Origin of the sequence: Nonomuraea coxensis DSM 45129, assembly GCF_019397265.1 — a bacterium.
In the GTDB taxonomy this organism is placed as follows: Bacteria; Actinomycetota; Actinomycetes; order Streptosporangiales; family Streptosporangiaceae; genus Nonomuraea; species Nonomuraea coxensis.
In genome coordinates, this window is sequence record NZ_CP068985.1 from 5,131,399 (window position 1) to 5,145,742 (window position 14,344).

The following is a 14,344-nucleotide window of genomic DNA, read 5'->3' on the forward strand; positions in this document are numbered from 1 at the left end:
AGTCCGGCGTGACCTCGACATACCAACCGGGCGGTATGCCGCGGCTGGAGGTCCGCGACGTGACCGTGCGCTTCGCCGGCCTGACGGCGCTCGACGGCGTCAGCTTCACCGTCGAGCCCGGCACCGTGCACGCGGTGATCGGCCCGAACGGGGCCGGCAAGTCCACCTGCTTCAACGTGCTGTCCGGCGTCTACCGGGCCACCTCGGGCAGCGTCCGCCTGGGCGGGGCCGAGCTGACCACGCTGCGCCCCCACGAGGTGGCCGCGCTCGGCGTGGCCCGCACGTTCCAGAACATCGCGCTCTCCCCCCGCCTGCCGGTCCGCGACAACCTGCTGCTCGGCCGGCACCGGCTCACCCGCTCCGGCTTCGTCGCGGCCGGGCTGCGGCTGCCGCGCGCCCGCCGCGAGGAGCGCACCCACGAGGCCAGGGTCGCGGAGATCGCCGCGTTCGTCGGGCTCGCCGACCTGCTCGGCACGCCCGTCGGGCTGCTGCCGTACGGGGTGCGCAAACGGGTGGAGCTCGCCCGCGCGCTCGCGATGGAGCCGCGCCTGCTGCTGCTCGACGAGCCGGTCGCCGGGATGAACAGCGGCGAGCGGGTCGAGATGGCCGACCTGATCGTCTCCGTCAGGGAGAGCCTCGGGATCTCCATCCTGCTGGTGGAGCACGACATGGGCATGGTCATGCGGCTCGCCGACCGGGTGACCGTGCTCGACTTCGGCCGCCGCATCGCCGACGGCCCGCCCGCCGAGGTCCAGAACGACCCCAAGGTCATCGGCGCGTACCTGGGCACCGAGGAGGGCTCGTGATCACATTCCTGGAGCTGCTCGTCAACGGGATCTCCATCGGGGCCGTGTACGCGCTGATCGCGCTCGGCTTCGTCGTCATCTTCAAGGCGACGGAGGTGGTGAACTTCGCGCACGCCTCGCTGCTGCTGGCCGGCGGCTACGTGGTGGCGCGGCTGCACGGCGCGATCGGCTTCTGGGCCGCGCTGCTGGCCGGGATCGCCGTGGCCGCCGTGCTCGGCGCGCTGGTGGAGTTCCTCGTCATCCGCCGGTCGAAGGCGGCCACGCACAGCGTGCTAGCGATCGTCACGATCGGCGTGGACATCGTGCTGACCACCGAGCTGACCCGCAGGATCGGCACCGAGGTGCTGGCCATGGGCGACCCGTGGGGGGCGCGGGTGGTGCACCTGGGGCCGGTCCCGGTGGCCGAGACCCGGCTGGTCGCGCTGGTCACGGCCGCGCTGCTGATCACGGTGTTCCTGCTGGCGTTCAAGTTCACCGGCTGGGGCGTGGCGATGCGGGCCACGGCCGAGGACCCGGAGACGGCCGCCCTGATGGGGGTGCGGCTCGGCCGGGTGTCGCTCAGCGCGTGGGCGGTGGCCGGGGCGCTGGCGGCGGTGGCCGCGCTGTTCCTGTGCGTCTTCCCCACGCCCGGCCTGGACCGGGGCGCCTCGTTCGCGGCGCTGAAGGCGTTCCCCGCGGCCATTCTCGGCGGCCTGGACTCCACGACGGGGGCGCTGGTCGGCGGCCTGGTCGTCGGGGTCACCGAGGCGCTGATGACCGGCTACCAGAACGACCTGACCTTCCTCGGGCGCGGGATCGGCGACGTGGCGCCCTTCCTCGTCATGATCGCCATCCTGCTGCTGCGGCCCGCGGGCCTGTTCGGGACGAAGGAGCTCGCCCGTGTCTAGGCACCTGATCAGGGCCGGCGTGCTGGCCGCCTTCCTGGCGGTGCCCTTCTACCTGGAGGGGTTCTGGCTGCAGGCGGGGCTGTTCGCGATGTCGGCCGCGGTCGGCGCGATCGGGCTCAACCTGCTGACCGGCGCCACCGGCCAGCTCTCCATGGGGCACGCGTTCTTCCTGGCGGTGGGCGCCTACGCCTACGTGTACTTCGCCGCCGAGCCCACGGGGGCGCTGGGCGGCCTGGGCCTGCCCACGCCGCTCGCCGCCGTGCTCGCCGTGCTCCTCGCGGGGGCGGCGGGCGGGCTGTTCAGCCCGATCGCCGGGCGACTCAAGGGCGCCTACCTGGGCATCGCCACGCTGGCGCTGATCTTCCTGGGCCAGCACCTGCTGTTCAACGCGGGGCCGGTCACGGGCGGCTTCAACGGCCGCGCGGTGCCGCCTCTGGAGCTGTTCGGCTTCGTCCTCGCCGACACGCCGGAGCTGGTCGTCCTCGACGTGCCGTTCGGGGCGCTGGAGCGGCTGTGGTTCCTCGGCGGGGCGGTGCTGCTGGCGGCGGCGCTGTTCGCCCGCGGCGTGCTGCGCGGCCGGCCGGGGCGGGCCATGAACACCATCCGCGACCACGAGATCGCCGCCGGGGTGATGGGCGTGCCGGTCACCCGCTACCGGGCCGGGGTGTTCGTGCTGTCGTCCATGTACGGCGGCCTCGCCGGCGTGCTGCTCGCCCTGGTCTTCCAGCGCACGGTGCCGGACTACTTCGGCATGCTGCTCTCCCTCGACTACCTCGCGATGATCGTGATCGGCGGCCTCGGGTCGGTGGGCGGCGCGGTGGCGGGGGCGGTCTTCGTCTCCCTGCTGCCGCAGGTGCTGACCCGCTACGGCGACGCGCTGCCGCTGGTGGCCGCGCCGGGCTCCGGCGACGGCGTCTCCCCCGCCGAGGCCGCCCGCCTCCTGTACGGCGCGGCCGTGGTCGCGGTCGTGCTCTTCCTGCCCGGCGGCCTGCTCGGCCTGCTCGGCTCGCTGCGCCGGAGGCTGTCCGGCCTGCGGCTCCCCCTGTCCGCGAACCCCACACCGTCCCCTGACACCAGGAGCTCACATGTCCAGTAACCGCAAGGCCGTCGTCGCCGCGCTCGTGTCGCTGGCACTGGCCGCCACAGCCTGCGCCAGCGGCAAGGCCACCGGCGGTGGCGACCAGGCGAGCGCCACCGGCGGCGACGGCGTGAAGACGGGCCCCGGCGTGACCGCCGACACGATCACCCTGAGCCTGCTCACCGACCTGACCGGCCCGTACGCCTCCCTCGGCAAGAGCCTCACCCAGGCCCAGCAGCTCTACTTCGACCAGGTCAACCAGGCGGGCGGCGTCTGCGGCAGGAAGATCGAGACCGTCGTGCGCGACCACGGCTACGACGCCCAGAAGGCGATGGCGTCCTACGCCGAGGTGGCGCCCAGGACGGCGGCGATCCCGCAGTTCATCGGCTCGCCGATGGTGACCGCGCTCAAGGACAAGATCAACACCGACAAGGTGCTCACCATCCCCATGGCATGGGCGACCGGGCTGCTCGGCAGCGAGGCCATCCAGGTCACCGGCACCACGTACGACGTGGACATGATCAACGGCGTGGACTTCCTGATGAAGGAGAAGGGCCTGAAGTCCGGCGACAAGATCGGTCACCTGTACTTCGAGGGCGACTACGGCGAGAGCGCCCTCGCCGGGTCCAAGTACGCGGCGGGCAAGCTCGGCCTCACCGTGGTCGAGCAGAAGATCAAGGCGACCGACCAGGACATGACGGCCCAGGTGGCGGCGTTCAAGAAGGCGGGGGTGAAGGCCGTGCTGGTCTCGGTCGGCCCGCGCCAGGCCGCCTCGCTGGTCGGCGTGGCCCTCGCCGGCGGGATGGACGTGCCGTTCATGGGCAGCAACTCGGCCTACAGCCCGCAGCTGCTCGACACGCCCGCGGCGCCCGCGCTGCTGAAGGACTTCTACTACGTGACCGCGGGCGCGCCGATCAGCGCGCCGCTGCCCGCCTACCAGAAGCTCATCGCCGACTACAAGGCCAAGTACGCCGGCCAGCCGCTCGACAGCGGCGTCGCGGCCGGCTGGACGGCGGCCGTCATCGTCGGCGACGCCCTGCGCAAGGCGTGCGAGAGCAAGGACCTCAGCCGGGCGGGCATCATCGCGGCCCACCGCTCGCAGAAGGCGTGGGAGGCCGGGCTGGGCGGCACCCCGATGGACTTCAGCGTCTACGACCGGCCCGCCTCGCGTTCGTCGTACATCGTCAAGCCGGACAAGGACGCCGTCGGCGGCGCCACGCTCGTCAAGGAGGCCGCCGTGTCCGAGCTGGCCGAGGGGTACACCGTCCCCACGGCCGGCTGAGCCCCCGACATGGCCGCGTTGCTGGAGGTCTCCGGGCTCACCATGCGCTTCGGCGGGGTCACCGCGCTCGCGGGCGTGGACCTCGCCGTCGGCGAGGGCGAGCTCGTCGGCCTCATCGGGCCCAACGGCGCGGGCAAGAGCACGCTGTTCGACTGCCTGACCCGGCGGTGCGCGCCGCAGGAGGGCCGCGTGCTGCTGGCGGGCGAGGACCTGGCCCGGCTGCCCGCGCACGGGGTGGCCGGGCACGGCGTGGGCCGCACCTTCCAGAACACCGCGCTGTTCCCCGGGCTGTCGGTGCGGGAGAACGTCATGGCGGGCGCGCACCGGCACGGCCGGGCGGGGTTCTGGGCGGCGGCGCTCGGGCTGGCGGCGGGCGAGGAGCGGCGGCTGCGTGGGGCGGCCGACGCGCTGCTGGCCCGGTTCGGGCTGGACGAGTACGCCGACCATCCGCCTGAGGCGCTGCCGTACGGGACGACCAAGCTCGTCGAGATCGCGCGGGCGCTGGCGTCCGGGCCGCGGCTGCTGCTGCTCGACGAGCCGGCGGGCGGGCTCGCCCCGGCCGAGGTGCCGGCGTTCGCCGGGCTGATCCGGCGGCTGCACGCCGAGCGGCGGCTGACGATCGTCGTCGTGGAGCACCACCTGGACTTCGTGCTGTCGCTGTGCCGCAGGATCGTCTGCCTGGAACGGGGACACAAGATCGCCGACGGCCCCGCGGAGGCCGTCCGCCGGGACCCCGCCGTGGTGGCGGCGTTCCTGGGGACCGGGCGATGACGGGCCGGACAGTGATGGGCGCGCTGGAGGTGCGAGGGCTGCGGGCCGAGTACGGGGCGGCCCGCGTGCTGCACGGCGTCGACCTGACCGTGCCGGAGGGCGAGATCGCGGTGCTGCTCGGACCGAACGGGGCGGGCCGCACGACGCTACTGCGCGCCCTGTCCGGCCTGGTACGGGCGCGCGGCACGGCCACGCTCGGCGGCGTGCGGCTGCTCGGCCGCGCCCCCGACGAGATCGCCCGGCTCGGGGTCGCGCACGTCACCCAGGAGGGCGGCACGTTCGGCCCGCTGACCGTCGAGGAGAACCTGCGGGTGGGCGCGCGGGCCCGCCCGTGGCCGCGGCGCGGCACGGGCGAGGACCTGGACCGGCTGTTCGGCTGGTTCCCGGTGCTCCGGGCGCAGCTCAGCCAGCCCGCGGGCACGCTGAGCGGCGGCGAGCAGCGCCTGCTCGCCATCGCCCGCGCGCTGATGGCCCGTCCCCGGCTGCTGCTCATGGACGAGCCGATGCGCGGCCTGGCCCCCAGGACGGCGGGCCTGCTCTTCCGCACCATCCACGCGATCAACAGGGACGAGGGGACCACGATGGTCATCGTCGAGCACAACGTGACGGCGGCGCTGGAGGTGGCGCACCGGTCCTTCCTCATGGAGGCGGGCCGGATCACCGCCTCGCGCGCCCGAGGGCGGTGGTGAGCCGCGTGTTCTGGCAGCAGCTCCTGGAGGGGCTGGGCGCGGGCGCCGGGTACGCGGCCCTCGCGCTGGCCCTGGTGCTCACCTACCGCTTCACCGGGATCGTCAACTTCGCGCAGGGCGAGCTCGCCATGCTCGCCACGTACGTGGCGTGGCAGCTCGTCGTGTCCGGGATGCCGTACTGGGTGGCGCTGCCGGTGACGGTGGCGGTCGCCTTCGCCGCGGGCGTGGTGACCGAGCGGCTGGTCATCCGCCGGCTGGAGAGCGGCGCCGGCGAGGTGACGCTCGTGGTGACCACGATCGGCCTGTACGTGCTGGTGAACGCGCTCGCGACGCTGGTGTGGACGGCCGCGCTGCGGGCCTTCCCGAGCCCGTTCCCCGACGGCCCGCCGGGGCTCGCCGCGCTGGCGGCGGCGGGCGTGGCCGGGACGGTGCTGGGGGCGCTCGCGCTGGTGGTCCGGCGGACCGGGCTCGGCCTGGTGATGCGGGCCGTGGCGGCCGACGCCCGATCGGCGCGGCTGTCGGGCGTGCGCGTCGGGCGGGTGCTGGCGCTCGGCTGGGGCGCGGCGGCGGCGGTCGGCGCGCTGTCGGGGGTGCTGCTCGCCCCGACGCTCTTCCTGGAGCCCTCGATGATGACCGGGGTGCTGGTCTACGCCTTCGCCGCGGCCACGCTGGGCGGGTTCGACAGCGCGCTCGGCGCGGTGGCGGGCGGGCTGGCCGTCGGGGTCGCCGAGACGCTGGCGGGCACGTACCTCGGGTTCGTCGGGGCGGACCTGAAGATCGCGGTGCCGCTGGTCATCGTGGTCGGGGTGCTGCTGCTGCGCCCGCAGGGCCTGTTCGGGTCGGCCGCGGTGGAGCGGGCATGACCGGCGTCCTGGGGGCCTCGACCGCCGGGCACCGGCGGACGGCGGTGGGGCTGACGGCCGGCGACCGGCGGCGGACGTGGCCGTGGCGGCGGACCGCTCTCGCCATGATCGTCGTGGTGGCGGCGGGGCTGCCGTTCGTGCTGCCGCCGTACCGGCTGTTCCAGGTGACGCTGGTGCTGGTGTACGTGGTGGCGCTGCTCGGGCTGGATCTCGTGGTGGGGCACAGCGGGCAGATCTCGCTGGGGCACGGGGCGTTCTTCGGCGTCGGGGCGTACGTGGCGGCGGTCATGATCGGGCGGCTGGGGGTGCCGTACCCGGTGACGCTGCCGGTCGCCGCGCTGGTCACGTACGGGCTGGGCTGGGCGGCCGGGCTGCCCGCGCTGCGGCTGCGCGGCCTGTACCTCGCCATGGTGACCTTCTCCGTCGCGGTGGTGCTGCCGCCGCTGCTCAAGCGGTTCCCGGAGGTCACCGGCGGCGCGATGGGGATGCCGGTGGCCACGCCGCGCGGGATCGGGATGGACGACGACCAGTGGATCTACTTCCTGGTGCTGGCGACGGCGGCGGTGGCCGTGGCCGGGATCCGCAACCTGACGCGCTCGCGCGGCGGGCGGGCGCTCACCGCGATCCGGCAGCATCCGGCGGCGGCCGAGGTGCTCGGCATGCGCGCCGCCGGCCACCTCACGCGGGCGTTCGCGTGGAGCGCCATGTACGCGGGCGCGGCCGGCGCCCTCTACACGTGGACGACCGGGTTCGTCGCGCCGGACACCTTCACGCTGAGCCTGTCCATCACCCTGCTCGCCGGAGCGGTGATCGGCGGGCTGGCGACGCCGGCCGGGCCGCTGCTCGGCGCGCTCGTCGTGACGGCGGTGCCGGCCGCGGCCCGCGAGCTGAACCCGGCCGCCCCGGGGCTCGTGTCCGGGCTGCTCATCGTCGTGGTGATCTACGCGGCCCCGACCGGCCTGGCGGGGCTGCTGCGCCGGGCCGCCGCCGCCGTGACCGGCCGCCTCCGGGCGAGGAGGCGGGCATGAGGCGCGTCCTGCTGGCCCTGACGCTCCTGCTGCTGACGGGCTGCCGGCCGGACGGCGGCGGGGCCGTGCTGACCGGCGAGTGCGCGGGCCAGGACGGCACCGGCATCGGCCCCGGCAGCGTCAAGGTGGGCGGCATCTACCCGCTGTCCGGGCCCGCCTCCGCCTACGCCGCGGTCGCGCAGGGCGCGGGCGCGTACTTCGCGCACGTCAACCGGCACGGCGGCGTGGACGGGCGGCGCGTCGAGTTCGTCGTCCGCGACGACGCCTACGAGCCGGCCCGCGCGGTCGAGGAGGCCCGCAGGCTGGTGCTGCACGACCGGGTGTTCGCGCTGTTCCAGACGCTCGGCACGCCCTCGACGGCCGCCGTGCGCGAGTTCGCGCACCGGTGGCGGGTGCCGCAGGTGTTCGTCGCGACCGGGGCCACCGCGTGGGGCGCCGAGGCCGCGCGCCGCCCCTGGACGATCGGCTTCCAGCCGAGCTACGTCGCCGAGGCCCGCGTCTACGCCCGCTACCTCGCCGAGGAGCTGCCGTACGCCCGCGTCGCGGTGCTCTACCAGAACGACGACTTCGGCCACGACCTGCTGGACGGCTTCCGCCGCGCGATCGCCGGCACCTCGGTGCGGATCGTGGCCGCCCGCGCCTACGAGGTGACCGACCCCGGCGTGCAGGGCCAGCTCGCCAACCTGGCCGCGTCGAAGGCGGACGTGCTGCTGAACGTGAGCACGCCGAAGTTCGCCGCGCAGGCGCTGGCCGCCGACGCCGCCATGACCGGCTGGAACCCGCTGCACATACTCAACGGCGTGGCCGCCTCCCCCGCCGTGCTCAAACCGGTGGGCTACGACAAGGTGCAGGGCGTGATCACCGCGGGGTTCCAGAAGGACCCGGCCGCGCCGGAGTGGGCCGACGACCCGGCCGTGCGCACGTACCTGACGGCCTTGGAGCGCCACGCTCCCGGGGCCGACCCCGGCAGCCAGCAGGTGGTCTTCGGCTGGCTGGCGGCGGAGGCGTTCGTCAAGACGCTGCGGCGCATGCGCTGCCCCTCGCGGGAGGCGCTGCGCGCGGCGGCGCACCGGCTGGACGACGTGCGGCTCGGCATGCTGCTGCCGGGGATCACGCTGTCCACCGGGCCGGGCGACGCCTTCCCGATCGAGGCCGAGCAGCTCGCGCGCTTCGAGGGCGAGCGGTGGGTGCCGTTCGGGCGGGTGATCGACACCCGCGACGGGACGGGCCGGTGATCAGGCGGGCCGGTGATCAGGCTGGGCGGCGGTGGACGAGCATGTCGTCGTCCGGCAGCGTCGCGGTGCCCGGGGAGCGCAGCGCCGACGTCGCTCCCGCCCAGCGCCGCAGCGTGGCGATGGCCGCCGTCTGCTCGGCCTCGGGCAGGGAGGCGATGTTGGCGCCGTGGTTGGCACCCGGCACGACGTACAGGTACGAGTCACGCCCGGACGGGGTGAACCGCTCCGCGCTCCAGGGGTCGTTCTGGCCGTAGACGAACATCATCCGCTCCGACCGGGCGCGCACCCAGTGGTCCACGTCGAGCATGGGCCAGGGCTGGTGCCGGGAGCGCAGCTCGGCGGGCAGCACCGAGTTCGGCTGGTAGAGGCCGCGGTGCCGGGTCAGGCCGCGCAGGTGGGCGAAGGTGAGGTCGGGCCAGCCGAGCTGGGTGGCGGCCTGGTAGTAGTAGGGCCAGTAGTACTCCAGGCCCTGGTCGGTGTAGAAGCCGAAGAACGCGACGGCGTCGATCCAGGCGTAGAGCTGCTCGTCGGTGGCGGTGACGGGCGGCACCGAGGCGCAGTCCGCGGCCGTCGAGTACTGCCAGAAGGCCCACACCGTGTCCAGGACGGTCATCTCGTACGAGCGGTCGGCGCTGCCGAGGGTCCTGGTGAAGGTGTAGCCGTTGCGGGCGGCGTCCGCCTCCAGCAGGGGGACCATCCGGTCGCGGCGCAGCAGCGCCTCGCGCTGCGCGGCGTCGAGCGCCTGCCGGCAGGAGGGGGTGCCGACCTGGGCGAAGAAGCGGTCGTAGTCGCGGTCGAGCGGGTTGACCGGGTCGTTCGGGGCGACGTAGGCGACGACGCCGTCCACGTCGCCGGGGTAGAAGCGGCGGTGGTAGACGGAGGTCATGCCGCCCTTGCTGGCGCCGGTCTGGATCCAGCGGCCCGGGTAGATCGTCCTCAGCATCTGGACGATGCGGTGCTCGTCCGTGGCCTCCTGCCAGATGTCGAGGTCGCTCCAGTCGGCGGGGGCGGGGCGCGAGGAGCGGAAGAAGCGGTGCTCGACGGAGACCTGGTTGGCGTCGAGGATCCTGGTGGGCTCGGTCCGCGAGGGTGCGGGGTTGACGGCCAGGCCGTAGCCGCCGGTGTAGAGCACCACGGGCACGTCGACGGCGCGGTGCAGCAGGGTGAGGCGCTGCTGGAACGTCCCCTTGCGCGGGTCGCGGTGGTCGACCGGCTGGGTGTAGCTGAGGACGAAGAACCGGTAGCCGGCCGGCTGCGTCTCGGAGACCACGGTGAGGCCGGGAACGGCCTTGAGCTGGTCCAGCGGGTCCTGCTCCTCGGCCGCGGCGGCCGGCGCCGCGGCGGCCGGCGCCGCGGCGGGCGCGGTGACGGCGGCCAGGACGAGCAGGACGGTCAGGAGCAGGGTTCGCACGGTGGCGCCTCCAGCCGGGCGTGAGCACGGGTCCGACCGCAGTGTCCCCGCGATCTTCCCGGAGGGCAAGAGTTGACATCTCACCTTTTGTCCGCTTGGCGCTGGCCGGACATACAGCCCACCCCACCAGATATGACCGCCAGACCGATTATTCACTGCATTTCAGCATTTATGATTTTTCCCCGGAATGCAGTTATGCGAATGACGATCCAATGAATCCAACTAGTTATCAATCTCCCGCCCATTCGCCGCCGCCGAAATATAGATTTCTTCTCATCTCCAGGAGGGGGAACGGGACAATGGGATCTGATTACGCGCCGGTGCAGGTGCTGGTTCGCGACGGGGTCATGCAGGTCGGCAGCGACACGTACGCGCTGCGCACCATCACGCACATCGGACAACGGAAATTGGTGGCCGACAAGGGCGCGGCATGGCGGAAATTCTTCGTCCGCCTCCTGCTGACCATGATCTTCGGGGGCGTTCTCGTGGGGGCGCTCGGCGACGCCTGGACGCTCGCCCTCGTCGCCGTGCTCGCGGTCCTGGCCTGGCGGCTCGTGACGGTGCTCCGGCTGCCGCCGGTGTACGGCCTGGTCATCGGCACCGCCGGGGTCGAGCGCGAGGCCGTCTGGGGCACCGACAGAGGTGAGATCGACCAGCTCTCGGCCGACCTCACCGCGGCCGTGGGCAAGCTCGACCTGCCGCCCATGACCTTCAACATCACCCACGCCGTCGGCAGGAACGAGGTCATCAACCAGTACGGCGCGGGCAGCATCGGAAAAGCGACCCACCACGGCGCCGGAAACATCGAGACCCGATGAACGGCGGCGACGAGATCAACCAATACGGTCCGGGAAGCATCGGAAAGGCGACGCACCACGGATCCGGCGACATCGTGGCCGGCGGCGGACCGCGTCATTCCGCCCCGCCGCCCGCTTTTCCGCCGCCGCCCGGGAATTCGGCCGGGCGGGCGGCGGGAAAACCGGGAAGAAAAGCGGTGGCGGCGGCCGGCTGCGCGGTGCTGTCGGCGGCCGTGAGCGCCCTGATCAATCTGCTCACCGCGTCGTGGAGCTGGTGGGTGTTCGCGGTCGCCGCCGCCCTGCTGTTCGTCTGGGCGGCGGTCGCGTACACGGGGGAGAAGGACCAGCGGGGCTGACGCCTCCTCCCCTGTCGCGGCGCTACGGCGTGAGCACGACCTTGTTGCACTCGTCCTGCTTGTGCTTGAACAGCTCGAAGCCGCGCGGCGCCTCGCTCAGCGGCATCCGGTGCGAGATGACGAAGCTCGGGTCGATCTCGCCGGAGCGGATCCGGTCCAGCAGCGGCCGCATGTAGCGCTGCACGTGGCACTGCCCGGCCCGGATGGTGAGCGAGCGGTTCATGACCGTGCCCATCGGGAACTTGTCGACGAACCCGCCGTAGACGCCGACCACCGACACCACGCCGCCGTTGCGGCAGGCCATGATGGCCTCGCGCAGCGCGTACGGCCGCTCGGTCTCCAGCCGGGCGGCCTGCTTGCTCCGGTCGTAGGCGTACATCGCCGGGGTCGGGTGGTGCGCCTCCATGCCGACGGCCTCGATGCAGGCGTCGGGGCCGCGCCCGCCGGTCATGTCGCGCAGCGCGTCCAGCACGTTCACCTCCTCGTAGTCGAGGACCTCGGCGCCGGTCCGCTGGGCCCGCTTGAGCCGGTAGGGGAACCGGTCGATGACGATGACCCGGTCGGCGCCGAGCAGGAACGCGCTGGCCGCGGCGAGCTGCCCGACGGGTCCCGCGCCCCAGATCGCGATCGTCTGTCCCGGCCTGATGGCGCACATCTCGGCGGCCATGAAGCCGGTGGGGAAGATGTCGGACAGGAACAGCACCTTCTCGTCCGGCAGGTCGTCCTCGATCTTGATGGGGCCGACGTCGGCGAACGGGACGCGCACGTACTCGGCCTGGCCGCCGGGGAACCCGCCCAGCATGTGCGAGTAGCCGAAGATCCCGGCGGGCGAGTGGCCCATCAGCTTCTCGGCCATGCCCGCGTTGGGGTTGGAGTTCTCGCACAGGGAGTACAGCTCGGCCTCGCAGGCGAAGCAGGCGCCGCAGGCGATCGGGAACGGCACCACGACGCGGTCGCCGGGCCGCAGGTTCCGCACCCCGGGGCCGACCTCGACGACCTCGCCCATGAACTCGTGGCCGAGGATGTCGCCCTTCTTCACGGTCGGGATGTAGCCGTCCACGAGGTGCAGGTCGGAGCCGCAGATCGCGGTCGAGGTGACGCGGACGATCGCGTCGCGCGCGTTGAGCATCGCGGGGTCGGGGACGTCCTGGACCTCGACCGAGTTGCGGCCCGTCCACACGGTGGCCTTCATGCGCGGGCTCCGATCGGCTGGGCGGGGTGCTGGTGGAGCTGGCGCAGGGCGCGGTGGCCCTCGGGGCTGCCCTCCGAGCGGACGACCTCGCCGGTCTCCATGACCTGCTTGAAGCGGCGCAGGTCGTCGCGGACCTGCTGCTCGGGGTGCTCGCCGACCATGCGGGCGACGGCGGCGGCGAGCTTGCGGCCGCGCATGCCGTACTCAAGGGAGACGTCGACGACGGTGCCGCGTCCGCCGGGGCCGTCGGTGAAGCTGACCAGGCCCGCGTTGGAGACGCCCTTGCCGGGCACGGAGCGCCAGGCGATGAGGTCGCCCGCGCGCTCGTCGATGATCTCGGCCTCCCATTCGAGGTCGATCACCGGGCCCTTGGCCCGCCAGCGGGAACGGCCCTCGCCGAGGGTGCGCACGGACTCCAGGTGCGTCATGAAGGTCGGCAGGTTCTCCAGGTCGCGCCAGAAGCGGTAGACCTCGGCGCGCGGCTTGTTGATGGTGATGGAGGCGCGCACCTGCAGCGGGCTGCGGGCCCTGCGGGCGCGTCCCCCGGCGCAGGCCGCGTCGAGAGCGGCGATGCCGGCGACCGCGCCGAGCGCGCACAGCGCGCGGCGGCGCCGGCCGCCGACGCGGTTGGCGGCGGCCCTGCCGAGCAGGCCGAGGTCCATCGCGTCGCCGGCCATCCTGGTCCACGTCCAGCGGGCGGGCGTCTTGCCGCCGAGCAGCAGCGCGGCGTGCAGCAGTTCGCGGCCCCCCACGAGCCGGGTGATCGTCGCGGCCCCCGGTGCGTCGTCGACGCCGCACAGGCGCGTCACGGCCCGGGGCGCCGCGAGTTGCGCCGTGCCGAGCGCGAGGCTGGTCCAGCCCAGCGCGCGGGCGAATCGGTCGGTCATCATGCGGTCCTCACAGGTGTCGGTTGTCCGTGCGAGCGCCGGGAGACCTCACGCCCCCCGGTGCCCTTCGCGGCCCGTACCCCTGACAAAAGGGATGACACACCCGGTTTCCGGCACGAAATACCCGCTGGGTCCGGCGGGCACCGAGCCTTTATGGTGATCGTCATGGATCCGACGCATCCCGGCCCCGTTTACCGCACGGTGACCGACCCGAGCGGAATGCTGGCCCTCCAGACTTTCGGACGACCGGATGGGGAGGACATGGTTTTCCGCATTTCCGGCTCCGTCTACGCCAACATTCCCGGCGACGCACTGAAACCGGATATTCCGCACGGCAGGAAACTGTTCGGGATCGAGGGCTACAACATCCGCCGCCTCTACCGGGTGCCCGGCACCGACCGGCTCCACCAGCTCTCCCGCGAGCTCGTCTGCTACACCGACCCCGGCGACCCCGTGCGCGTCCTGCGCGCCTGGGCCAACCCCCTCGACGGGCGCACCTACCCGGTCGTGCCGATCAACAACGACGCGGTCAACTTCGGCCCGTTCCCCATCACCTCCGCCTTCGCCGGGCCTCCCCTGCGCCGCCTGCACGACGAGACCGTCTGGACCAGCGACATCGCCGTCCGCGCCGACTACGGCACCACCCTGGGCGAGACGTTCGGCCTGCTCGGCGGCGTCTACACGGCGCAGGAGATGTTCGAGTTCCACGTGGACGACCGCGAGGTGGCCGCCAGGACCGTCCCCGGCCAGATCCCGGACGGCGCGATGCGCGTCAAGGTGAGCTGGACGCGCACCGCCCCGTGGGCGCCGTTCATGGGCATCGCCGAGAGCGAGGTGCGCGGGCAGCTCACCTACCGCGCCCACGCCTGGTCGCTCGGCTCCTACGCCGACGTCGAGCCGTGGCTGCGCGCCGAGGTGGAGGCCCGCCACCCGCTCTACACCGCCGCGCCGGACGAGCCGGGGCCGAGCGAGAACTCCTGGACCTCCTTCCACGCCAAGCAGCTCGACAAGGGCGCCATGACCTGGGCCGGCTGGTGCGCCGCCCACGGCCGGCCGTGAGCA

General features: G+C 73.3%; 15 protein-coding genes. 12 read left to right on the plus strand and 3 right to left on the minus strand.

Annotation, left to right across the window (positions count from 1 at the left end):
- The first annotated feature begins 35 nt into the window (after positions 1-35).
- The 9 genes from Nocox_RS24180 to Nocox_RS24220 are packed head-to-tail and all read left to right on the plus strand — an operon-like array spanning position 36 to position 8,639.
- On the plus strand, positions 36-806 hold the full coding sequence (locus Nocox_RS24180) for an ABC transporter ATP-binding protein (RefSeq protein ID WP_020540217.1): 771 nt from the start codon (positions 36-38) through the stop codon (positions 804-806).
- Complete coding sequence (locus Nocox_RS24185) at positions 803-1,693, plus strand: branched-chain amino acid ABC transporter permease (RefSeq protein WP_020540216.1); 891 nt, start codon at positions 803-805, stop codon at positions 1,691-1,693. Before Nocox_RS24180 ends, Nocox_RS24185 begins: the two co-directional genes overlap by 4 nt.
- Entirely contained in the window at positions 1,686-2,789 is a 1,104-nt protein-coding gene (locus tag Nocox_RS24190) for a branched-chain amino acid ABC transporter permease (protein ID WP_020540215.1), read from the plus strand. The genes Nocox_RS24185 and Nocox_RS24190 overlap by 8 nt, the downstream gene beginning before the upstream one ends.
- The gene (locus tag Nocox_RS24195; RefSeq protein ID WP_020540214.1) at positions 2,779-4,053 is read left to right on the plus strand and encodes an ABC transporter substrate-binding protein; all 1,275 of its coding nucleotides are present in this window, start codon (positions 2,779-2,781) and stop codon (positions 4,051-4,053) included. The genes Nocox_RS24190 and Nocox_RS24195 overlap by 11 nt, the downstream gene beginning before the upstream one ends.
- Before the next feature lie 9 nt (positions 4,054-4,062).
- On the plus strand, positions 4,063-4,824 hold the full coding sequence (locus Nocox_RS24200; RefSeq protein ID WP_020540213.1) for an ABC transporter ATP-binding protein: 762 nt from the start codon (positions 4,063-4,065) through the stop codon (positions 4,822-4,824).
- Positions 4,821-5,513 carry an ABC transporter ATP-binding protein gene (locus Nocox_RS24205; RefSeq protein WP_246649522.1) on the plus strand — a complete coding sequence of 231 codons (693 nt, stop codon included), beginning with the start codon at positions 4,821-4,823 and terminating at the stop codon, positions 5,511-5,513. Before Nocox_RS24200 ends, Nocox_RS24205 begins: the two co-directional genes overlap by 4 nt.
- A gap of 5 nt (positions 5,514-5,518) precedes the next feature.
- Complete coding sequence (locus Nocox_RS24210) at positions 5,519-6,376, plus strand: branched-chain amino acid ABC transporter permease (RefSeq protein ID WP_033407794.1); 858 nt, start codon at positions 5,519-5,521, stop codon at positions 6,374-6,376.
- Entirely contained in the window at positions 6,373-7,404 is a 1,032-nt protein-coding gene (locus Nocox_RS24215; RefSeq protein WP_020540210.1) for a branched-chain amino acid ABC transporter permease, read from the plus strand. The genes Nocox_RS24210 and Nocox_RS24215 overlap by 4 nt, the downstream gene beginning before the upstream one ends.
- Complete coding sequence (locus Nocox_RS24220; RefSeq protein WP_020540209.1) at positions 7,401-8,639, plus strand: ABC transporter substrate-binding protein; 1,239 nt, start codon at positions 7,401-7,403, stop codon at positions 8,637-8,639. The genes Nocox_RS24215 and Nocox_RS24220 overlap by 4 nt, the downstream gene beginning before the upstream one ends.
- 16 nt (positions 8,640-8,655) lie before the next feature.
- On the opposite strand, the gene Nocox_RS24225 is transcribed toward Nocox_RS24220, so the two are convergent.
- Positions 8,656-10,050 (minus strand): S28 family serine protease, encoded by a 1,395-nt coding sequence (locus Nocox_RS24225; protein WP_020540208.1) that lies wholly within the window; start codon positions 10,048-10,050, stop codon positions 8,656-8,658.
- A gap of 299 nt (positions 10,051-10,349) precedes the next feature.
- Between Nocox_RS24225 and Nocox_RS24230 the strand changes: the two genes are divergently transcribed.
- Positions 10,350-10,868: a DUF6232 family protein gene (locus Nocox_RS24230; RefSeq protein ID WP_157382732.1), complete on the plus strand. Its 519-nt coding sequence runs from the start codon at positions 10,350-10,352 to the stop codon at positions 10,866-10,868.
- Between the two features lie 176 nt (positions 10,869-11,044).
- The gene (locus Nocox_RS24235; RefSeq protein WP_020540206.1) at positions 11,045-11,203 is read left to right on the plus strand and encodes a hypothetical protein; all 159 of its coding nucleotides are present in this window, start codon (positions 11,045-11,047) and stop codon (positions 11,201-11,203) included.
- A 22-nt stretch (positions 11,204-11,225) separates the two neighbouring features.
- Here the strand turns inward: Nocox_RS24235 and Nocox_RS24240 are convergent, their stop codons facing one another.
- Positions 11,226-12,395, minus strand: coding sequence for a zinc-dependent alcohol dehydrogenase (locus Nocox_RS24240; RefSeq protein WP_020540205.1), 1,170 nt, complete (start codon positions 12,393-12,395; stop codon positions 11,226-11,228).
- On the minus strand, positions 12,392-13,285 hold the full coding sequence (locus Nocox_RS24245) for an SRPBCC family protein (RefSeq protein WP_020540204.1): 894 nt from the start codon (positions 13,283-13,285) through the stop codon (positions 12,392-12,394). The genes Nocox_RS24240 and Nocox_RS24245 overlap by 4 nt, the downstream gene beginning before the upstream one ends.
- A 258-nt stretch (positions 13,286-13,543) precedes the next feature.
- Here Nocox_RS24245 and Nocox_RS24250 point away from each other — a divergent pair, with 258 nt between their 5' ends.
- On the plus strand, positions 13,544-14,341 hold the full coding sequence (locus Nocox_RS24250; protein ID WP_246649524.1) for a DUF1838 family protein: 798 nt from the start codon (positions 13,544-13,546) through the stop codon (positions 14,339-14,341).
- Positions 14,342-14,344 lie beyond the last annotated feature (3 nt).

Bases quoted from the DNA above. Each gene is read 5' to 3' on its own strand.
- Nocox_RS24180 (WP_020540217.1), top strand. From the start codon at position 36: ATGCCGCGGCTGGAGGTCCGCGACGTGACCGTGCGCTTCGCCGGCCTG.
- Nocox_RS24195 (WP_020540214.1), top strand. From the start codon at position 2,779: ATGTCCAGTAACCGCAAGGCCGTCGTCGCCGCGCTCGTGTCGCTGGCA.
- Nocox_RS24200 (WP_020540213.1), top strand. From the start codon at position 4,063: ATGGCCGCGTTGCTGGAGGTCTCCGGGCTCACCATGCGCTTCGGCGGG.
- Nocox_RS24205 (WP_246649522.1), top strand. From the start codon at position 4,821: ATGACGGGCCGGACAGTGATGGGCGCGCTGGAGGTGCGAGGGCTGCGG.
- Nocox_RS24215 (WP_020540210.1), top strand. From the start codon at position 6,373: ATGACCGGCGTCCTGGGGGCCTCGACCGCCGGGCACCGGCGGACGGCG.
- Nocox_RS24220 (WP_020540209.1), top strand. From the start codon at position 7,401: ATGAGGCGCGTCCTGCTGGCCCTGACGCTCCTGCTGCTGACGGGCTGC.
- Nocox_RS24230 (WP_157382732.1), top strand. From the start codon at position 10,350: ATGGGATCTGATTACGCGCCGGTGCAGGTGCTGGTTCGCGACGGGGTC.
- Nocox_RS24240 (WP_020540205.1), bottom strand. From the start codon at position 12,395: ATGAAGGCCACCGTGTGGACGGGCCGCAACTCGGTCGAGGTCCAGGAC.
- Nocox_RS24245 (WP_020540204.1), bottom strand. From the start codon at position 13,285: ATGATGACCGACCGATTCGCCCGCGCGCTGGGCTGGACCAGCCTCGCG.
- Nocox_RS24250 (WP_246649524.1), top strand. From the start codon at position 13,544: ATGGTTTTCCGCATTTCCGGCTCCGTCTACGCCAACATTCCCGGCGAC.